At 67.9% G+C, this 17,050-nt stretch carries 17 protein-coding genes and 5 pseudogenes; 9 read left to right on the top strand and 13 right to left on the bottom strand.

All coding sequences use genetic code 11. The features are described from left to right. Position 1: 1 nt before the first annotated feature. From AB0J95_RS49490 to AB0J95_RS49455, 8 genes and pseudogenes are all read right to left on the bottom strand, one after another. Entirely contained in the window at positions 2 to 586 is a 585-nt protein-coding gene (locus AB0J95_RS49490; protein WP_364773556.1) for a TetR family transcriptional regulator, read from the bottom strand. A 361-nt stretch (positions 587 to 947) separates the two neighbouring features. After that, positions 948 to 1,052: pseudogene (locus AB0J95_RS49485) on the bottom strand (hypothetical protein); the annotation flags it as partial. Positions 1,053 to 1,247: 195 nt separating this feature from the next. Next, entirely contained in the window at positions 1,248 to 1,850 is a 603-nt protein-coding gene (locus AB0J95_RS49480) for an SNF2-related protein (RefSeq protein WP_364773555.1), read from the bottom strand. 94 nt (positions 1,851 to 1,944) lie between these two features. After that, complete coding sequence (locus AB0J95_RS49475; protein WP_364773553.1) at positions 1,945 to 2,697, bottom strand: SDR family NAD(P)-dependent oxidoreductase; 753 nt, start codon at positions 2,695 to 2,697, stop codon at positions 1,945 to 1,947. Then, on the bottom strand, positions 2,697 to 3,617 hold the full coding sequence (locus AB0J95_RS49470; RefSeq protein WP_364773552.1) for a 3-keto-5-aminohexanoate cleavage protein: 921 nt from the start codon (positions 3,615 to 3,617) through the stop codon (positions 2,697 to 2,699). Before AB0J95_RS49470 ends, AB0J95_RS49475 begins: the two co-directional genes overlap by 1 nt. Beyond that, entirely contained in the window at positions 3,617 to 4,393 is a 777-nt protein-coding gene (locus tag AB0J95_RS49465) for an aldolase/citrate lyase family protein (protein ID WP_364773551.1), read from the bottom strand. Before AB0J95_RS49465 ends, AB0J95_RS49470 begins: the two co-directional genes overlap by 1 nt. Continuing rightward, complete coding sequence (locus AB0J95_RS49460; protein ID WP_364773549.1) at positions 4,390 to 5,262, bottom strand: hypothetical protein; 873 nt, start codon at positions 5,260 to 5,262, stop codon at positions 4,390 to 4,392. Before AB0J95_RS49460 ends, AB0J95_RS49465 begins: the two co-directional genes overlap by 4 nt. 16 nt (positions 5,263 to 5,278) lie before the next feature. Continuing rightward, positions 5,279 to 6,151 (bottom strand): DUF6282 family protein, encoded by an 873-nt coding sequence (locus AB0J95_RS49455; RefSeq protein ID WP_364773548.1) that lies wholly within the window; start codon positions 6,149 to 6,151, stop codon positions 5,279 to 5,281. Positions 6,152 to 6,323: 172 nt separating this feature from the next. Here AB0J95_RS49455 and AB0J95_RS49450 point away from each other — a divergent pair, with 172 nt between their 5' ends. Next, positions 6,324 to 7,703: an MFS transporter gene (locus AB0J95_RS49450; RefSeq protein WP_364773547.1), complete on the top strand. Its 1,380-nt coding sequence runs from the start codon at positions 6,324 to 6,326 to the stop codon at positions 7,701 to 7,703. A 3-nt stretch (positions 7,704 to 7,706) separates the two neighbouring features. Here the strand turns inward: AB0J95_RS49450 and AB0J95_RS49445 are convergent, their stop codons facing one another. Further along, positions 7,707 to 8,516: a helix-turn-helix domain-containing protein gene (locus AB0J95_RS49445; protein WP_364773546.1), complete on the bottom strand. Its 810-nt coding sequence runs from the start codon at positions 8,514 to 8,516 to the stop codon at positions 7,707 to 7,709. Positions 8,517 to 8,533: 17 nt separating this feature from the next. Here AB0J95_RS49445 and AB0J95_RS49440 point away from each other — a divergent pair. Further along, positions 8,534 to 8,878, top strand: a pseudogene (locus tag AB0J95_RS49440) (SAM-dependent methyltransferase); the annotation flags it as partial. A gap of 60 nt (positions 8,879 to 8,938) precedes the next feature. Here the strand turns inward: AB0J95_RS49440 and AB0J95_RS49435 are convergent. After that, positions 8,939 to 9,853: a LysR family transcriptional regulator gene (locus tag AB0J95_RS49435; protein WP_364773545.1), complete on the bottom strand. Its 915-nt coding sequence runs from the start codon at positions 9,851 to 9,853 to the stop codon at positions 8,939 to 8,941. 157 nt (positions 9,854 to 10,010) lie between these two features. Between AB0J95_RS49435 and AB0J95_RS49430 the strand changes: the two genes are divergently transcribed. From AB0J95_RS49430 to AB0J95_RS49410, 5 genes are all read left to right on the top strand, one after another. Beyond that, on the top strand, positions 10,011 to 11,120 hold the full coding sequence (locus AB0J95_RS49430; RefSeq protein ID WP_364773544.1) for an FAD-dependent monooxygenase: 1,110 nt from the start codon (positions 10,011 to 10,013) through the stop codon (positions 11,118 to 11,120). After that, positions 11,117 to 12,889: a CocE/NonD family hydrolase gene (locus tag AB0J95_RS49425; RefSeq protein WP_364773543.1), complete on the top strand. Its 1,773-nt coding sequence runs from the start codon at positions 11,117 to 11,119 to the stop codon at positions 12,887 to 12,889. The genes AB0J95_RS49430 and AB0J95_RS49425 overlap by 4 nt, the downstream gene beginning before the upstream one ends. Beyond that, positions 12,886 to 13,371: a nuclear transport factor 2 family protein gene (locus AB0J95_RS49420; protein WP_364773542.1), complete on the top strand. Its 486-nt coding sequence runs from the start codon at positions 12,886 to 12,888 to the stop codon at positions 13,369 to 13,371. The genes AB0J95_RS49425 and AB0J95_RS49420 overlap by 4 nt, the downstream gene beginning before the upstream one ends. A 25-nt stretch (positions 13,372 to 13,396) precedes the next feature. Beyond that, positions 13,397 to 13,711: an NIPSNAP family protein gene (locus tag AB0J95_RS49415; RefSeq protein WP_364773541.1), complete on the top strand. Its 315-nt coding sequence runs from the start codon at positions 13,397 to 13,399 to the stop codon at positions 13,709 to 13,711. A 72-nt stretch (positions 13,712 to 13,783) separates the two neighbouring features. Continuing rightward, the gene (locus AB0J95_RS49410) at positions 13,784 to 14,650 is read left to right on the top strand and encodes an acetamidase/formamidase family protein (RefSeq protein WP_364773540.1); all 867 of its coding nucleotides are present in this window, start codon (positions 13,784 to 13,786) and stop codon (positions 14,648 to 14,650) included. A 52-nt stretch (positions 14,651 to 14,702) separates the two neighbouring features. Here the strand turns inward: AB0J95_RS49410 and AB0J95_RS49405 are convergent. Further along, positions 14,703 to 15,011: pseudogene (locus AB0J95_RS49405) on the bottom strand (hypothetical protein); the annotation flags it as partial. 135 nt (positions 15,012 to 15,146) lie between these two features. Then, the gene (locus AB0J95_RS49400) at positions 15,147 to 15,557 is read right to left on the bottom strand and encodes a hypothetical protein (protein ID WP_364773539.1); all 411 of its coding nucleotides are present in this window, start codon (positions 15,555 to 15,557) and stop codon (positions 15,147 to 15,149) included. Positions 15,558 to 15,930: 373 nt separating this feature from the next. On the opposite strand from AB0J95_RS49400, the gene AB0J95_RS49395 reads away from it, so the two are divergent. Beyond that, positions 15,931 to 16,386, top strand: coding sequence for an RlpA-like double-psi beta-barrel domain-containing protein (locus tag AB0J95_RS49395; RefSeq protein ID WP_364773538.1), 456 nt, complete (start codon positions 15,931 to 15,933; stop codon positions 16,384 to 16,386). A gap of 106 nt (positions 16,387 to 16,492) precedes the next feature. Next, positions 16,493 to 16,721 (top strand): annotated as a pseudogene (locus AB0J95_RS49390) (hypothetical protein); the annotation flags it as partial. Positions 16,722 to 16,913: 192 nt separating this feature from the next. Here the strand turns inward: AB0J95_RS49390 and AB0J95_RS49385 are convergent. After that, positions 16,914 to 17,050: pseudogene (locus AB0J95_RS49385) on the bottom strand (4-hydroxy-3-methylbut-2-en-1-yl diphosphate synthase); the annotation flags it as partial.

The following is a 17,050-nucleotide window of genomic DNA, read 5'->3' as shown; positions in this document are numbered from 1 at the left end:
ATTACGCGGAGTTGACCGGGAACCTGGTCACCGACTGGCAGATCGCCGTCACGGCCGCGACCACCATCGCCCGGTGCGCGGCCTGCCGCTCCGCCGGATCCTCGCCGCCCACCGCCCGCAGACCGGCCGGCACCGTGGTCCAGGCCGAGCTGATCGCCACCACGATCTCCAACACATCGATCGCCGTACGGTCGTCGGGCAGCCCCAGCGCCGCACGCAACGCGACCGCCTTCTCCAGGTGCGACTCGACCTCACCCGGCGCGACGTCATCCCGCTCCAGCCCACGCCAGCGGGTCAGCCGCAGCAGATCAGGAGCGGCGTTCAGAGCGTCGAACAACGCACCCGCATAGCCCGGCAGATCCTCAGGCGTGTAGGGCACGGTGTCGGCCAGCACGCTGATCCGGTCGGCCAGCACCGCATCGAACAGACTGTCCTTGGAACCGAAGTAGGCGTAAATCGCCTGCTTGTTGGCCGACGCCGCCGCCGCTATCCGCTCGACACGGGCGCCCGCCAGCCCCCACCTGGAAAACTCCTGGTAGGCCGCGTCCAGCAGGCGAGCCCGGGTGGCAGCGGAGTCGTACGGCACACACCCAACCTAACGAAACCAACCGCCTGGTTGCAAACGGTGATGTCTCCAACGGCCGTGTTTCCCCTGTCGCACAGGAATCACCACGACTGCGCTCAATGGAAGGGGGCCGGACAGCCCTGCCCCGGAACGGCTGCTCCACCGACACCGCTGAGTCCAGTGCGCTCGCGTGCGAGTGCTTCGTGTCGCTTTCGCGCGCGTAGTGGTCGAACAGCAGGGTCTTGTGGTCGCGGATCTCCCGCACCCGCGCGTCCACGCTGTCCTTGACCAGCAACCGGTGCACGTGGACCTTGCGGACCTGGCCCATCCGGTGACAACGGGCGATCGCCTGGTCCTCCGTGCTCGGCTTCCACTGCGGCTCGGCGCCGATCACCACGGACGCGGCCTGGATGTTGAGGCCCACGCCGCCCGCCTCGATCTGGGCCACCAGCACCACGTGGTCCTCGCACGCCGTGAACGCGTCCACCAGTTGTTGACGGCCCTGCACCGACGTCGCGCCGGTCAGGGACCGAAGACTTCGACGTGGTCCGCGACCGCGCCCAGAACGTCGTGGAAGTACGAGAACACCACGACCTTCCAGCCGTTGTCCCTCGACTCCTCGATGATCTCCAGCAACCGCTCCAGCTTCGCCGAGCCGCGGGGCGTGCCCGGCGCATCGCCATCAGGTTCCCCTCGCGCACCGCGTCGAGATACGCACCTCGGTCCTGCTTACCGAACTCGACCCAGTCCTCCATCTCCAGCAGCTCCGGCAGCTCCCCCAGCACGTCCTCCTGGTTACGCCGCAGGTACACCGGTGCGACAACGCGGCGGAAGGCCTTCGCTCCCACCACGGCGTCGGTGGCGCCGGGCGGAACCTCTTCGGCAGCACCAGTTTCGGCAACGTGCCGAACGTCGTCACGCCGACACCGCCCTGTGCCAACCACTTGCCGACCGCGCCGTCGCGGCCCGCGCCGTGCATCCGGTGCGGAACGAGGGCGCTGTGCCTGGCGATCTCGTTGACCCAGTTGACGACAACGCTCGCCGGGCAGACCACCGGGAACCCACGCCGCGCACCGACGGCGAGGCTGGCCATCACCGCGATGGCCTCGATCGTCTTGCCCAGTCCCATCTCATCGCCGATGATGACGCGTTTGCGGGCCAGCGCGAACTTGGCTCCGAACACCTGGTAGCCGCGCAGCGACACCTTCAGCAGGCTGGTGTCCTTCAGCCAACGCAGTTTGAGGTGGTTTGAAGCCTTCCCCGCGGGACGGCTCCGAAGGGCCACAAAACCTTCATCTCCTGCACAGCACCGCATCCAGCAAGGTCACCTACCTACATCGACCTCACCTTCCGCGCTCGTGGCGCCCTCAAATAGCAAGCTAAGCAGTGAACCCGCCGTCGACCGGGAGCACGACGCCGCTGAGGTGGCTCGCGCGGTCGCTCAGCAGGAACGCCGCGGTGGCCCCGACTTCCGCCCCTGTTCCTGGTTTTCGCAAGGGGGTGGCGGCGATGCGGGCCTCGACGCCGCCGGGGATCGTGCGGCGCAGTTCGTCGAGCATCGGGCTTTCGGTTGGCCCGGGGGCCAGCACGTTGACACGGATGCCGAGCGGCCCGAAGTCGTGGGCGGCGGTCCGGGTCAGGCCGATGACCGCGTGTTTCGTGGCCTGGTAGGCGCCCATGCCGGAGCTGCCGCGCAAGCCGCCGATGCTGCTGACGTTGACGATCGAGCCCGAGCCCTGCTGCTGCATCACACGGACTTCCTCGCGGATGCACAGCCACGTGCCCTTCACGTTGACGGCCATGATCCGGTCGAAGTCCGCTTCCGGCACCGCGTCGAGGCGCCCGGATCCGCCCAGCGCCGCGCTGTTGAACGCCCCGTCGAGCCGGCCGAACCGTTCGACCGTGGCGTCGACGAAGGCGGCGACGCTCGCCGCGTCGGAGACGTCACCCGTCGTGAACGCCACGTCGTGTCCCGCTGAGGTCAGGTCTTTCGTCAGCGCCGCAAGGGGTTCCTCACTGCGGGCGACGAGCATCACACGGGCGCCGTCCGCCGCGAAGACTCGTGCGGCATCAGCGCCGATTCCCGTGCTCGCGCCGACGAGCAGGACGACTTTGCCGGTGAGGATGCTCATCAGGCCTCCTTTCCGCGAAGCGCCAGCATCGCGCGGGCCTCGGCGGGGGTAGCGATCGGTTTGCCCAGATCCGCCACGACGGCCCGGATCTTCCTGACCTGCTGGGCGTTGCTCTCGGCGAGCCGGCCCTTGCCGATCCAGAGGCTGTCCTCGAGGCCTACACGCACGTGACCGCCGAGCCAGGCGCTGTGCGTGCCGAACCGTATCTGGTCGCGGCCCGCGGCGAACGCTGAGAACATGTAGTCGTCGCCGAAGAGCTTGTCGGCGATCCGCACCATGTGCTCCAGGTTCGCGTGGTCGGCGCCGATACCGCCGAGGACGCCGAACACACCCTGGATCAGCAGCGGCGGCCTCGCCAGGCCCTTGTCGGCGAAGTAGGCCAATGTGTACAGGTGGCCGATGTCGTAGCACTCGTACTCGAACCGGGTGCCGGACTCGCCAAGCGTCCGCAACGCGTGCTCGATGGCGTCGAAGGTGTTGACGAACGGGTGCGAGTAGGTGTTGAGCACGTAGGGCTTCTCCCAGTCGTGCTTCCACTCGGTCACCTTGTCCGCGATCCCCGCGTAGACGAAGTTCATCGAGCCCATGTTCATCGACGCCAGCTCCGGCCGCAGCCTGAGCGCGGCCGCGAGCCGCTGCTCCATGGTCATCGACGATGCGCCGCCGGTCGTGATGTTGATGACCGCGTCGGTCGCCGCGGTGATCCGTCCGACGATCTTCTCGAAGACGTCCGGGTCGGGTGTCGGCCGGCCGTCCGGCTGCCGGGCGTGCAGGTGCACGATGGCCGAACCGGCCTCGATCGCCTCGAGTGCGGCCTCCGCCACCTCGTCGGCGGACAACGGCAGGTAGGGACTTTGCGACGGGATGTTGACCGAACCCGTGATCGCCGTGGTGATGATGACCTTTTCGGCTGCCCGCATCAGTTCTCCGCCTCCCGGAACGACGCGACCAGCCCGCGCGCGGCCTCGGCCAGCATCGAGGTGTCGTTGCTGAGCAGGACGAAGCCGCAGCCCTCGCGCACCGCCCGCGCGGCACGCACCGGTGCGCTGCCGAACGCGAGCCCGCAGCGTTTGCCGGCGGCGTGGGCGGCCTCGATCGCCGAGCCGATCAGCTCCACGACCTCCGGCGAGGACGGCGTCAGGCCCATGGACATCGACAGGTCCGCCGCGCCGACGAACACAGCGTCCACTGTGTCCAGTGCCAGCATCTCCGGCGCGGCTTTGATCGCTTCCACGCTCTCCAGCTGCGGGATGCACAACACGTCGTCGTTGCCGGTCTCGAGGTACTCGGCGTTCGGGCGCAGCCCCCAGGCGCCCGCACGGCTCGTACCGCCCGCGCCGCGGACACCGTGCGGCGGGAACCGGCACGCCTGCCCGACCGCGACGGCCTGCTCGACCGTGTCGACGTGCGGCACGAGAATGCCCATGGCGCCGGCGTCGAGGATCTTCTGGATCGTCGACGGTGTCTTGTCCGGCACCCGGACCAGGGGCGTCATGCCAAGGGCGGCGGCGGAGCTGATCAGCCGGTAGGCGGTTTGCATGTCGAGCGGGGCGTGTTCCAGGTCGACCACGACGAAGTCGAACCCGGCGTACGCCATGATCTCGACCGGCTCCCCCGACGCGATCTTCAGCCAGGTGCCCACCGGGGTGGCGGCACGTCCGAACAGCCCGCCGCCCGTGCGTCCCGGCGTCTTCACGGCATCGGGTAGTCGTCGGCGTTGAGGACCCAGCCGGGTTTCCCGGAGAAGTCCGCGCGTGGCGGGCTGAAGATGTCGATCAGCTGGTTCACACCGGGATCGCTCGCCGCGGACGTGTGCACGGTCGGCGGCGGGATGATCGCGACGGATGGGCTGCCCAGCCGTACATGCTCGTCCTCGCGCCACCGGGTGCTGTCGGCCAGCCAGGGCGTGCGGATGTGATGGACGTACTCCCCCTGCACCGCAAGGGAAAGCTGCTCGAAGTCGTCGTGGGTGTGCGGGGAGAGCCTGTGCGGGTCGCGTGGCCCGTTCTGCTCGGGGATGAAGTTGACCATGAACGAGCGGGTGCGGAAGATGCGGCCGAACCGGTTCGGGTCATCCGCCACTGTGGACAGTGGGTAGAACCGGACGGCCTTGTCCCCCAAGGGTTCCGGCCAGCGTTTCAGCAGCGCCACACGCGGGTGGTCCTCGGTGTAGGCGTCGGCGTTCGCCGGTCGGCCGCGCCACGCGGGTTCCGTGGCTTCGACCAGCCGGATGAGCGGGCCCTCGCCGTGCACGCTGATCCTCGACGCGCCGGGCGGGACGACGACGAGGCCGGGTTCGCCGATCTTCGTGGCGCCGTCGTCGGTGAGCACCGTGAACGCGGGGGAAGCGCCGGTGACCACGATGGCGAGTTCGCCTTCCAGGAGCCCGTTGTCGAGATCGTCACCCGCCCGCGCCTCGGTGTGCGCCAGGATGACGTTCTGGGCACGCACGACCGAGGTCTCGCGCAGGTCGAAATACTGTGCTACCGCGATGGCCTCTCCGCCGTCCGGCCGGCGTGCGGTCGCCGTCGCGAGCGAGGAGCGGGGATCGTCCTTTTCGTACACCGTGCTGTCCTTTCCCTCAGGCGTCGAGGTCGAGCAGGTAGGCCGGGTTGTCGCGGACCATGCGCCGCAGGTCCTTCTCCGGCAGGCCGAGGTCGAGCAGCGCCGCACCGACCCGCAGCCACGCGTCCACCGGCTTGGGGTTGGCGGCCTGGCCGAAGTCGGAGGCCAGCACGACGTGCTCGGGGCCGAGCTTCTCCACCCAGGTCATCAGCTGCCTCGGGTCCCACTTCTGCGATCCCTCGGGGTCGTACATGCCGACCTCGTGCTCGACGAACGCGCCGAGATCGATCAGCTCACGGCACAGCTCCGGCTCGGCACCGATCACATAGTCGGGATGGCTGACGACCATGCGCTTGATCCCGCGGTCCTTCGCGGCCTGGAACAGCGTGCGGATGTACTCGGGGTACATGTGGCCGCCGTTGACCACGGCCCGCTGCTCCTTGATCTCGTCGAGGATCTCGATCACCTCGGGCCTGAGCGCCCCGGCCTGATCCACGATGTCGATGCGGTCCAGGGTCAGCGGGACTGTGGTGGTCGGGAACGCGCCGTCCTCGGGGTGGCACTCGAGGTGCCTGCCCGAGGAGATCGTCGGGAACCACACGACCTTGCCGCCCATGCGCAGGCACATCCGCACGGCGTGCGGGTTCAGCCCGCCGACCGTGCTGTTCAGCGCGATGCCGCCGTAGACCGTGGCCGCGACGTCCGCCAGGCGGCCCTTCATCGCCAGGACGTCCATCTGCGTGTTGTGGTGGTGGGACTTCGCGACCATTGCGCGCATCCCGATCCGGGCGCCGTCCTGCGCGGCCTCGACGTGGTCGAAACGCCTCGGGAACGGGCTGGGACCGGAGTGGACGTGCATGTCGACCAGGCCGTCCAGGACGGAGGCCATGGCGGGACGCTGACTCATCGGGCCGCCCTTCGTTCATAATGTGAAGTCGAAGTTCACTATAGGTGTCGTTGTCAACCCTATGTGCGCCCTTGTGCTCGGAAGTCCCTGCGTTTACGGTACATGTCGTTCACTTCGTGAACACACAGTTCGGAACGCATCCGGGAGGACGACGATGTCCACACCGCCCCCCATCGCGGAACCACAGCCGGCGGCCTTGGACGCGGACGGTCCAAGCGCCCCGCACCATCCGGACCCCGTGAAGGTGCGCGCCGCGGTGCGCGGCGGCGTACTGGCCTACTTCGTCGACCAGTTCGACATCTACCTGCCGATCGTCGTGCTGGCCCCGGCGGCGATCTACTTCCAGGCGGCGAACCTGAGCCCGGCCACCACGGCCCTGCTGTCGTCGCTCGTGTTCGCCTCGACGCTCATCGGCCGCCCGCTCGGCGCCATCATCTTCGGCCACTTCGCCGACACCGTCGGGCGCAAGCGCACCACGCTGGTGGCCGTCAGCGGCTTCGGCGTGGTCACGCTGGCGATCGCGTGCCTGCCCGGGCACGAGACGATCGGCACGTGGTCGATCGGCCTGCTGATCGCGCTGCGGTTCATCGACGGGATCTTCCTGGGCGGCGAGTACACGACCGCCATCCCGCTGGCGATGGAGTGGAGCCCCAAGCACAAACGCGGTCTCTACGCCTCGGTGATCACCTCGACCTCCCCCGCCGCCTACGTGATGATCGCCGCGATCACCCTGCTGGTACTGCAGGTGGTGCCGTCCGCCGGTCTGCACAGCGCCTACATGCAGTGGGGCTGGCGGATCCCGTTCGTGATCGGTGCGCTGCTGGCGGCCGTGCTGTTCCGCTACTACCTCAAGCAGGTGCACGAACCACCGGCCGCGCTGACCGGCGAGAAGCACAAGCTCCCGTTCGTGCGGCTGCTGAGGCGCTACCCGAGGGCACTGGGCCAGGTGTTCGTGCTGATGACCGGCACTTGGCTGACCACCAACGTCGAGGCCGCCGTGACACCCGCGCAGCTGGCGTCCCACCTGCACCTGACGAGCAAACAGGTCACCCTGACCATGCTGGTGATCAACGCGGCCGCGGCGCTGTCCTATCCGCTCTTCGGCCTGCTGTCGCAGCGGATCGGGCGGCGGCGGTTCTACATCGGCTACGGGATCGCGGTCCTCGTGATCGGGACCGGCTGCTACTCGCTGCTGATGATCTCCGGCGGCGGCCTGGGCACGGCGCTCGGGTTCGCCGTCCCGATCGGCGTGTTCACCGTGGGCACCTTCGGACCGATCGCCGCGTACCTGACGGAGCGGTTCCCGGCCAGCATCCGCTCGACGGGGTACGGCGTCGGGTACAGCCTCGCGCTGATCGCGCCCGCGTTCTACCAGTTCTACCTGCAGCGCCTCGGCGGCATCATGCCCGCGCACCTCGCCCCGGCCGTGCTGCTCGTCCTCGCCGGTGCGCTGATCAGCCTCGGTGGCTTCCTCGGCCCCGAGACCAAGGACGTCGACATGAGTGACGACCGCACGATCCCGAAGCTGTCCTGACGGTCAGCCTTCTCGGGCGCGGCCGAGATCGTCCGGCCAGTAGTGGCCGCCGAGCTCGTGGGTGAGCTCGCGCGCGGTGTTCACCACGACGCGCAGTTCGGGCGCGTCGCCGGACATCGACAGCGTGTTGTCCGGGCCGACGACCGCGAGAGTGGCGCAGATGCCGTCCTCATCGAAGACCGGTGCGGCCAGCGCGACGACGCCCGGCGTGCTCATCGCCGTGCAATAGCCGACCGCGCGGACGCGCTCGACCTCGGCGCGCAGCTCCTCCCGGGCCGCGCCGGGCAGGTTCGCCATCAGCCGTTCCATCGACAGCTGGTCGGCGTGGTAGGCGAGGAAGACCTTGCTCTGCGCCGTGTCCATCGGCAGGTGGCTGCCGACCCGCACGGACACGACCACGATGGTGGAGGTGTTCTCCTCGACCCGGGAGACCACCGGCCCGGTCAGGCCCCAGAGGCTGAGCACCGCGCTCGTCTGCGTGGCGCGGGAGAGGGCTCTCATGTGCCGCGGGGCGAGGTTGACGACCCGGCGGTGGCCGATGGCGAACGCACCCAGCTGCACCAGCAGACGGCCGGGCGCGTAGCCGCCCTCGGCGGTGCGTTCCAGCAGCCCGGCCGCGACCAGCGACGTGCAGTACCGGTACGCGGTGGTGCGGTTGAGGTCGAGCCGCTCGGCGACCATGTTCGCGGTCACCTCCGGCGTCGCCGGATCGAACAGCGACAGGATCTGGCTGACCCGGCTCACGGCCTGGATGTCGGCCTGGTCACCGCGGTCGGCTCGGTCCGCGTCCGGCGACCGGGTCGATTTGGTCACGAGAGCCTCCGCGGACGGTGTTTCGAGAGCCTGGGATCCCTGTTCACTTCGTGAACAATGACTGTCAGGCTACCCGAACGGACCTCTGCGTAACTGGTGCCGCTGTCCCCCAGGGTGTCGACACCACCAAACCGAGCCTCGCGCGCCTGTACGACGCGTTCCTCGGCGGCAAGGACCACTACGAGGTGGACCGCGAGGTCTACCGGCGGACCGTGGAGATCGAGCCGACCACCCCGCTGCTGGCCCGGTCGAGGCTGATCCGGGTGGTCCGCCAACTCACCGCGATGGCCGGCGTCGACCAGTTCCTCTACTGCGGGTCCGGCCTGCCCACGGCGGCGAACACCCACCAGGTGGCACAACCCCCTTCACCGAGCTGCACCGCGGGGTCATTCTCAGCACCTACGACCGAAACCGAAGAGGCGTCACTTGACCTTGGCGCCGCCGGCGGTGGCCATGATGTGGCGGGTGCGTTCGCGCAGCAGTTCGTGTGTGCGGTCGTGGTGGTTGCGGGGATGCCAGGCCATCCCGATCGCGATGTCGGGCAGTGCCAAGGGAATGGGGAACGTCCGCAGCCCGAGTACGTCCAGCATCGAGCGTCCCAGCCTGGCCGGGGCGACGCAGACGACGTCGGTTTCGCGGGCCAGGTACAGCGCGCTCGCGAAACTGGGGACCACGGCGAGCACGCGCCGGCTCAGGCCCAGATCGGCGAGCCGTTCGTCGATCGGGCCGTGCGCCCGGCCTCGACGCGATACGACGATGTGGTCGGCCGCGGCGAACCGCTTCGGCGTGACGGTCCTGACCCTCGTGAGTGGATGCTCTGGCCGCACCGCGCCGATCAGCGACTCGGTGACGAGCGTTTCCGAGTGGATCGCCGGGTCGCCCGCGCGGATGGTCCCGATTTCCAGGTCCACGAGTCCTTCGCGCAGGGCCGGGGTGTCCTCGAGGTTCTCCGGCCGCAGCCGCAGTGAGATCCCCGGCGCCTGAGCCCTCAGGTCGTCGATGAGCGACGGGATGAACGTCGTGGACAGCATGTCGGTGACTTGCAGGTCGAACATGCGCACCGCGGTTCGCGGATCGGCAACGCTCGACGGCGCGAACAGCGCTCGCGCCAAGGCGGTGACCGCGTGCACGTCACTACGCAGCTCCAGCGCCCGGGGCGTCGGCACGAGATCGCGTCCGGCGCGCACCAGGAGCGGGTCGTCGAAGGCACGCCGCAACCGAGCCAGGGCGCGGCTCATTGCCGGTGCCGAGGTGTGCAGCCGCTCCGCCGCCTTCGTCACGCTGTTCTCGGCGAGGAGCGCGTCCAGCGCCTCGATGAGCTTCAGGTCGTAGTCCACCCGCCGATTATCACAGGCGAAATGACTATGTACCAAAGTTGCACTGGAGTGAATCGGCATGTGTCCCTACCGTCGAACCCACAGGGAGACATGAGGAGTACGTGATGGACAGTCGAAACCGCCGAGTGCGTCCTCGCGGCGCCGGGGGTGAACTGTGATGCGGGCCGTTGTGATCGGTGCCGGGATCGTGGGCCTGACGAGCGGGCTCGCACTGCGCCGCGCCGGAATCGACGTCGCGATCTACGAGCACGCACCGGAAATCCGCGCCGCCGGAGCGGGGCTGGGGCTCTGGGCCAACGCGCTGACGGTGTTCGACGACCTCGGTGTCGGCGAACAGGTGCGTGCCATCGGAAAACCCAGCGAGATGTACTTCCACGACGCGGCCGGCCGGCTGCTCGACACCCCCGAATTCGGTGTCGAGGACCACCGGTTCCTGCTGGTGCACCGGGCGACGCTGAACGATCTGCTCGCCGACGCCGTCGGGAGGCAGAACATTCGCCTCGCCACCGGATTCGCCGACTACGAAGAGCATGCGGACCACCTCACGGTCCGGTTGACCAATGGCAGCGAGGAAAACGCTGACGTGCTCGTCGGGGCGGATGGCGCGTATTCGACGGTGCGCAGCCGGTTGGTGCCGGGAACCCCGGCGCAGCAACACCTCGGTCACCATGCCTGGCGCGCGGTCATCCCGAACCCGGGCGTGCCCCTGAGTGAAGACCGGCTGATCCTGGGCGCCCACGGCTGCCGCGGTGGTTACGTGCGCACCCACGACGGCAGCGTTTACTGGCTGGTGAACCAATTCAACACTCCGGCACTCACCGGTACGCTGAAGCAGCAGGCCCTGGAACGCGCCGCGCACCTGGAAGTGGACGGGAACAACACGATTCTCGCCGAACTCATCGCCGCGACGCCCGAGGAGATGATCCTGCACAACCAGATCATGCTGGTGCCTCCGTTGCCACACTGGGTTTCCGCGCGCGTCGCGCTTGCCGGGGACGCGGCCCACGCGATGTCGCCGCACATCACCGCGGGCGCGACACTGGGCATTGAGGACGCTGCGCTACTCGGCCGCCTGCTGGCTCCGACAGGCGACGTACGCGCGGCACTGGCCGCCTACGAGGCGGACCGGATCCCGCGGTACGCCCACGTCGCGGACCTGTCGGCGGCGGTGGAACACGCGTCCACGCCGCAGGAGTTCGCGCGCAACTACGCGGCGTTCAGCCACTGGATGATCACAGCACCCGGCGAGAACCGGGTGCGGGCATGACATTCACGGTGGAGGTGGACGTGCCGGTGCCGATGCGTGACGGTATCGCGCTCGCCACCAACGTGTGGCTACCGGACGGGCCGGGACCGTTTCCCGCGTTGCTGGTCCGCACGCCTTATGGCAAGGACGACGCCGGACTGTACGGCAATCCGAAGCTTCCCAACGTTTTCGCACTCGTCGAGGCCGGATACGCGGTGGTGGCACAGGATGTCCGTGGCACGTCCCGCTCTCCCGGAACCTTTGTGCCCCACAATCACGAAAAGACGGACAGCCTTGACACTCTGGCGTGGCTCGCCGCCCAGCCGTGGTGTGACGGCGAAGTCGGCATGTGGGGCGGCTCGTACATGGGTTTCACGCAGTGGGAGGCTGCCGCGCACGATGAACCGGCGCTGCGGGCGATCGCGCCGGTGATGAGTTCCGCCGACCCCTACGCGGCACCGTGGCGCTCTCCGGGTGGTGCGTTGTCGCAGGACACCGTGCTGACTTGGGGCACGCTGTCGGCACTGCGCAACCTGCGCCGCGACCTCGCCAACGGACACGGTGACCCCGCCGACGCCGAAGCATTGATGTCAAGCCTGACCGATCCGCAGTCGCTGCAAGAACCGCTGCCGATCGCCGGCCGACGCACGCTGACCCGGTCCCTGCCGTGGCTCGGCCAGGTGCTCGACCATCCGGAACGAGACGCCTTCTGGCAGGAGATCTCCGCGATCGACCACTGTCATCGCATCACGGTCCCCGCGCTCCACGTAGGAGGTTGGTACGACGTGTTCATCGGCGAGACCGTGCGGTCGTACACGATGATGCGCCGTCACGGTGGCAGCGCCGAGGCCCGTGACGGTCAGCGGCTGCTCATCGGCCCCTGGTCGCACGCCGACGGCACCGACCTCGGCACCTATCCCGATCGGTCGTTCGGGCTCGCCGGCAGCATCAAGGCCGCCGGCGTCACCGAAGCACACCTGCTGTTCTTCGACCGCTGGGTCCGCGGCCGGACGGAGGCCGCCGACGGCACCCACCGGGTCCGGATCTTCGTCATGGGCGTCGACCAGTGGCGCGACGAGGTCGACTGGCCGCTGCCGGACACCCGGTACACCAGCTTCTTCATCACCGGCGGCCGGGCCAACACCGCCACCGGCGACGGCGTCCTGACCCGCGATACCCCGTCGGTGGACGCGACCGACACCTTCGTCTACGACCCGCGCCTCCCAGTCCCCAGCCTGGGTGGCACCGTGCTTGCCGCCGCGTCCGGCGCCTATCCCGGACCGGCCGATCAGACACCGGTCGAAACCCGCGACGACGTGCTGTGCTTCACCACGGCCGTGCTCGAGCGTCCCTTGGAGGTCACCGGCCACGTCACGCTGGTGCTGCACGTTTCGTCCTCCGCACCGGACACCGATTTCACCGGCAAACTCGTCGACGTGCATCCCGACGGCAGGGCGATCCTGCTGTGCGAAGGCATTCAGCGCGTCCGCTATCGCGAGTCACTTACCGGCCCCACGCTCCTGGAGCCGGGGAAGGTCTGCGAACTCACTATCGACATGTGCGTGACTGCCAACGTCTTCCTGCCCGGTCACCGGATCCGGCTCGAGGTGTCCAGCAGCAACTTTCCCCGGTACGACCGCAACACCAACACGGGCGGGACGGTCGCCACCGACAGCGAGGACGACCTGGCCGTGGCCGTGAACCAAGTCCATCGCGGACCGGCCCACCTCAGCCGCCTCATCCTGCCGCTGATCGAACAGCGGGAGACGGAAACCGAGAGGCTCGAATGAGCGCGCTGGAGGACTTGGTGGATCGGGCGGCCATCGCCGATGTCGTCGCCGGTCTCGCCCACGCCCAGGACGACCGGAACTGGGCCGCTCTGCGGCGCCTGTTCGCCGACGAGGTGACGCTGGATCTCTCGACCCACTACCACGGCAGGCCACCGACGACCCTGGCTGCCGCCGACCTCGTCGAGCTCGCCCGTACGACCCTGCATGGTTTCGACTGCACTCACCACGCCGCCACCAACCTGGTCGTGCAGTTGTCCGGCGAGGACGCCGAGTGCCGCGTGCACATGGTCGCCTACCACCACGTCCCTGCCGACCTCGGAGTCATCGATCACTGCACGATGCGCGGCTACTGGCGGCTGAAACTGCGCAAGCTCGGCGGACGCTGGCTGATCCGGCACTGGACCGTGCTGCGCACCGCGCCTTGGGAGGGATCTCCGGACGTCTACGCACTTGCCGCCGCACGCACCACACCCCGGTCCTGACCGCTGCCGCCGAGGAGAACCGCCGATGTTCTACGAGATCCGCACCGAGCACGCCCGCACCGGACGCGGCCCGGAACTGGCCCGCTACATGGACGAGACCGTCATTCCGCTGCACCAGGAGATGGGGATGCAGGTCGTAGGGTCGTTCATCGTGATCGGTGAGGAGGACAGCTTCGTCTGGATCCGGCGGTTCGAGGACACCGCGGACCGTGAACGCGTCCTGAATGCCGTCCATCAGCATCCCGGGTGCACGGCCATGGCAAACGTTGTTTCGGCACTGACAGGCGAAAACGAGTCCACCATCCGCCTGGAACCGACCGCCGGGTCGATGCTCCACTAGGCCTTCGTACGTGCATGCCTCAGGAGACGACTCGTGGCCGATCACCAGCTCCCGGCGACTCGGGAGACCACCGTGGATGTGTTCGATCGTGACACTCCGCCGGTGCTGACGGTGGACTCCGGGGATTCCATTGTGGTCAGTTCGCTCGACGCCGCGGGCTACCTGGAACGGCGGGTGCAAGGCCCTACCATGTTCCCGGAGAGGCACGGGCACTGCCTGACCGGCCCGATCGAGGTGCGCGGAGCGGAGCCGGGCACGGTCCTGCAGGTGCACTTCACGTCGATCACTCCCGGGGACTGGGGCTGGACCTCCGCGGGCAGAAGGGACAACGCGCTCTACCGCAGACTGGGTGTGGCCGATGGTCCGGGCGTGTGGCTGACGTGGGACATCGACGGCGACACCGCCACCAGCAACCTCGGCCACATTGTCGGTATCGCGCCATTTCTCGGTGTTGTCGGCCTTCCGCCCGCCGAACCGGGACAACACTCGACCATCCCGCCGAGGGCCATCGGCGGTGGCAACATCGACTGCCGTGACCTCGTTGGGGGATCCACGTTGTTCCTGCCGGTGACGGTGCCCGGCGCGATGCTGCACCTGGGCGACGGCCACGCGGCGCAGGGACACGGCGAAGTCGCCGGGACGGCGATCGAGTGCTCGATGACAACCGGAGTGACCCTCACACTGTCGGCCGATCCGGTGGTCCCAGGTATCCACGCGCAGACCCCGGAAGGCCGCGTCACATTCGGGTTCAGCGCCGACCTCAACCAAGCCATGGCGGACGCGCTGGACACCATGACGACCTGGATACAGCAGCTCTACGACCTGGACAGGCCGACCGCGCTCGCCTTCGCCAGCCCAGTCGTCGACCTCCGGATCACCCAGGTCGCCAACGAGACGTGGGGAGTGCACGCCGTCCTGCCGCACGGATCGATCCGCTGATCGACCCGTGGGCGGGAGGAGAAAACCCGTCGCAGCTGAACACCTGCCGCGATCAGATCGGCGTGTGCTCGACGCGGCGGCCGGCTGCATTCCGGTCAGGTCTGGCGATGGCCGGGGCTCGCTCGGGTTCGGGTTTCTCGCCGAGTTGCTCGGTTGGGACGCGGTAGGTCTCGCGGCCGGTGGCCACGGCGATCACGTTGATCATGCACAGGGCCGCCGTGAACGCGGCGACACCGACCCAGTTGGTGTTGCCCTGGCGGTCCGCCAGCGTCGCCCACAGCGGGATTGCCGCCAGCGCCACGACATTGGCCAGCACGCCGACCCACAGCATGGGTGTCCTGGACAGGTGCGCGGTGTGAACACAACGCTGGGCCGTCATCGAACCGTGCCTGTGGCAAAGCCAGTCCACCCGACCGACCCGCTCCCTGTCAGCGAGGCACCAGATTCCCGCCACCCCGCCGACTGGCTGTAGTGCAGACAGCAGCAACCGCAGCGGTCAGAAGCCGCGAAAGACGCCGTCCTGGTCGACGGCGTCGGCGAACTCCGCGAAGTCCATGTTCGAGATCGACAGGTTGTTCTCGATCGACTGCACCGCAGCCGGAATCGCACGGAACAGGCGGCCGCGGTCGTGCCGCAGACCGACGACGAGGATGGGATTGCCGGGCTCACGGACAGTGATGTCGTCGACGACCATGAAGAACGCGCGCGTGTCGCTGTCCGGGAGGAGGTCGAGCAGTTGCTCCGTGGTCAGGCCACGGTAGGCGTCATCGTCCACGAACTCGACATGAGCACGGAAGTCCTCCTGCGTGGGCTCGCTGATGGCCGCCCTGATCGCTTCCCACGTCTGCTGGTCGGAGAAGTCGGTACGGATCACCAACGCGACACGGCTCAGCGGCAACGGGTTCATCGTCCTCGTCCTCGATCGGGTGCCAGGCCATCTCCGGCAAGTGCGACGGCAGACTACCGAGATCCCATTACGCCGGATCCTTGCGTCCACACGCACGCAACGGCATGAGCGCGCGTCACACTGAACCATCGATCAGAGACGTATCACGACACAAGGCAACTACTCTTCGTGTCCACATACTCACTCTTTGCCGCAGACGTTCTCGACGTGTTCTGACTGGCGCAACGAAGGGCTTGCCGGACTAGGCCAATCGGCCTAAAGTGCGTGAGGTAGATCACTCTGCGTCGGCTTGTGGTGACCGTAGTAGTTCCGCAGCCGGTCTCGTTCGTGTCAGGCGAACCGGGGCATGTGGCAACAAATTTTGGAGATCATCATGCTGATGCTGTCCTTTAGGTCTGCCCGTCGGCTCTCCCGTCTCGCTGTACTGTCCGTGGTCGCCGCAGCGGCGCTCACGCTGACTGTGCCCGCCGCGTCAGCGGAGACAACAGGCACGGGCACAAGCGACCCACTGGTTCCAGTCGAAGCGCAGTTGTATGACCTCGGTCTGGGTGCCTGTGGCTTTGCTGCCGCCACCAGCCCCGTCCCCAGCCCGCTGACCGCCTATGAGGTCACCGTCGCCCCCGGCGTGACCGACGGCGGCGCGACCCCCTGCGGCAAGCATGTCGCCGTAACCAACAACTCCAATGGAAAGAGCACCACCGTCATGGTCGTCGACCGGTGCGCCGGATGTAACGTGAGGGATTTGGATTTCAGTCCGAGCGCATTTTCTGAGCTTGCCGGGGCACCGCTTGGTCGCCTCTCTGACATCAGGTGGCATTTTGTTGATTAGGGTCGCCCAGTTTCGAAACTTTTACATTTGACTGCATGTCGCATGTGACCGTATGCGATCTGCTCAAAGTGACTGGCGAGTCGGTGTGATGTCGGTTCATGGTTGGGTGCAGGTGATCCCGGCGTCCCGGTCGGAGTGGATTGCCCCGTTCACGGGGTTGCAGCCTGGTCAGCGCCGCATCGAACAGGTCGCGACCGTCGACGGCACCCGGTTGGTGATCGCCACCGGTGACCTCGCATCCGGGCAACCGCAACGGCCGCACTGTCTATCGCGATTCCGGCATCGCCGATGTGCAGGCCGGGCGACCGGTGATGACCGACGGCGGGTATCAAGGCATCCCAGTGTGATCATGCCCTGCCGCGGCGCGCCGACGGCACCGCTTTGCCGAACTGGCACAGGACATCAAGATGACGCGGCTGCGCGCGTCGTTGATGTGGCACACGCCATCCCTTGGTGCTCTGCGGATGCGGAATGCGTGGGCCGCAGCGGGTAGCGCATCGTCGATCGTGGGCGGTGGCATGGAGATCTCAACGTCCTGGAGCCGGGTCACCTTCCTCCTCGGCGATTCTCATGGCCTCCTCGATCAGCGTCTCCACGATCTGGTGCTCGGGCACGGTCTTGATGACCTTGCCCTTGACGAAGATCTGGCCCTTGCCGTTGCCGG

Origin of the sequence: Actinocrispum sp. NPDC049592 (genome assembly GCF_040675465.1) — a bacterium.
Classification (GTDB): Bacteria; Actinomycetota; Actinomycetes; order Mycobacteriales; family Pseudonocardiaceae; genus Kibdelosporangium.
Note: the sequence above shows the minus strand (reverse complement) of the source record. Positions and strands in the feature narration are given on the sequence as shown.

What these genes read in the sequence shown, in the direction of transcription:
- AB0J95_RS49475 (WP_364773553.1), bottom strand. Translation starts at nt 2,697, where the DNA reads ATGAGCATCCTCACCGGCAAAGTCGTCCTGCTCGTCGGCGCGAGCACG.
- AB0J95_RS49470 (WP_364773552.1), bottom strand. Translation starts at nt 3,617, where the DNA reads ATGCGGGCAGCCGAAAAGGTCATCATCACCACGGCGATCACGGGTTCG.
- AB0J95_RS49455 (WP_364773548.1), bottom strand. Translation starts at nt 6,151, where the DNA reads ATGGCCTCCGTCCTGGACGGCCTGGTCGACATGCACGTCCACTCCGGT.
- AB0J95_RS49450 (WP_364773547.1), top strand. Translation starts at nt 6,324, where the DNA reads ATGTCCACACCGCCCCCCATCGCGGAACCACAGCCGGCGGCCTTGGAC.
- AB0J95_RS49430 (WP_364773544.1), top strand. Translation starts at nt 10,011, where the DNA reads ATGCGGGCCGTTGTGATCGGTGCCGGGATCGTGGGCCTGACGAGCGGG.
- AB0J95_RS49425 (WP_364773543.1), top strand. Translation starts at nt 11,117, where the DNA reads ATGACATTCACGGTGGAGGTGGACGTGCCGGTGCCGATGCGTGACGGT.
- AB0J95_RS49420 (WP_364773542.1), top strand. Translation starts at nt 12,886, where the DNA reads ATGAGCGCGCTGGAGGACTTGGTGGATCGGGCGGCCATCGCCGATGTC.
- AB0J95_RS49415 (WP_364773541.1), top strand. Translation starts at nt 13,397, where the DNA reads ATGTTCTACGAGATCCGCACCGAGCACGCCCGCACCGGACGCGGCCCG.
- AB0J95_RS49400 (WP_364773539.1), bottom strand. Translation starts at nt 15,557, where the DNA reads ATGAACCCGTTGCCGCTGAGCCGTGTCGCGTTGGTGATCCGTACCGAC.
- AB0J95_RS49395 (WP_364773538.1), top strand. Translation starts at nt 15,931, where the DNA reads ATGCTGATGCTGTCCTTTAGGTCTGCCCGTCGGCTCTCCCGTCTCGCT.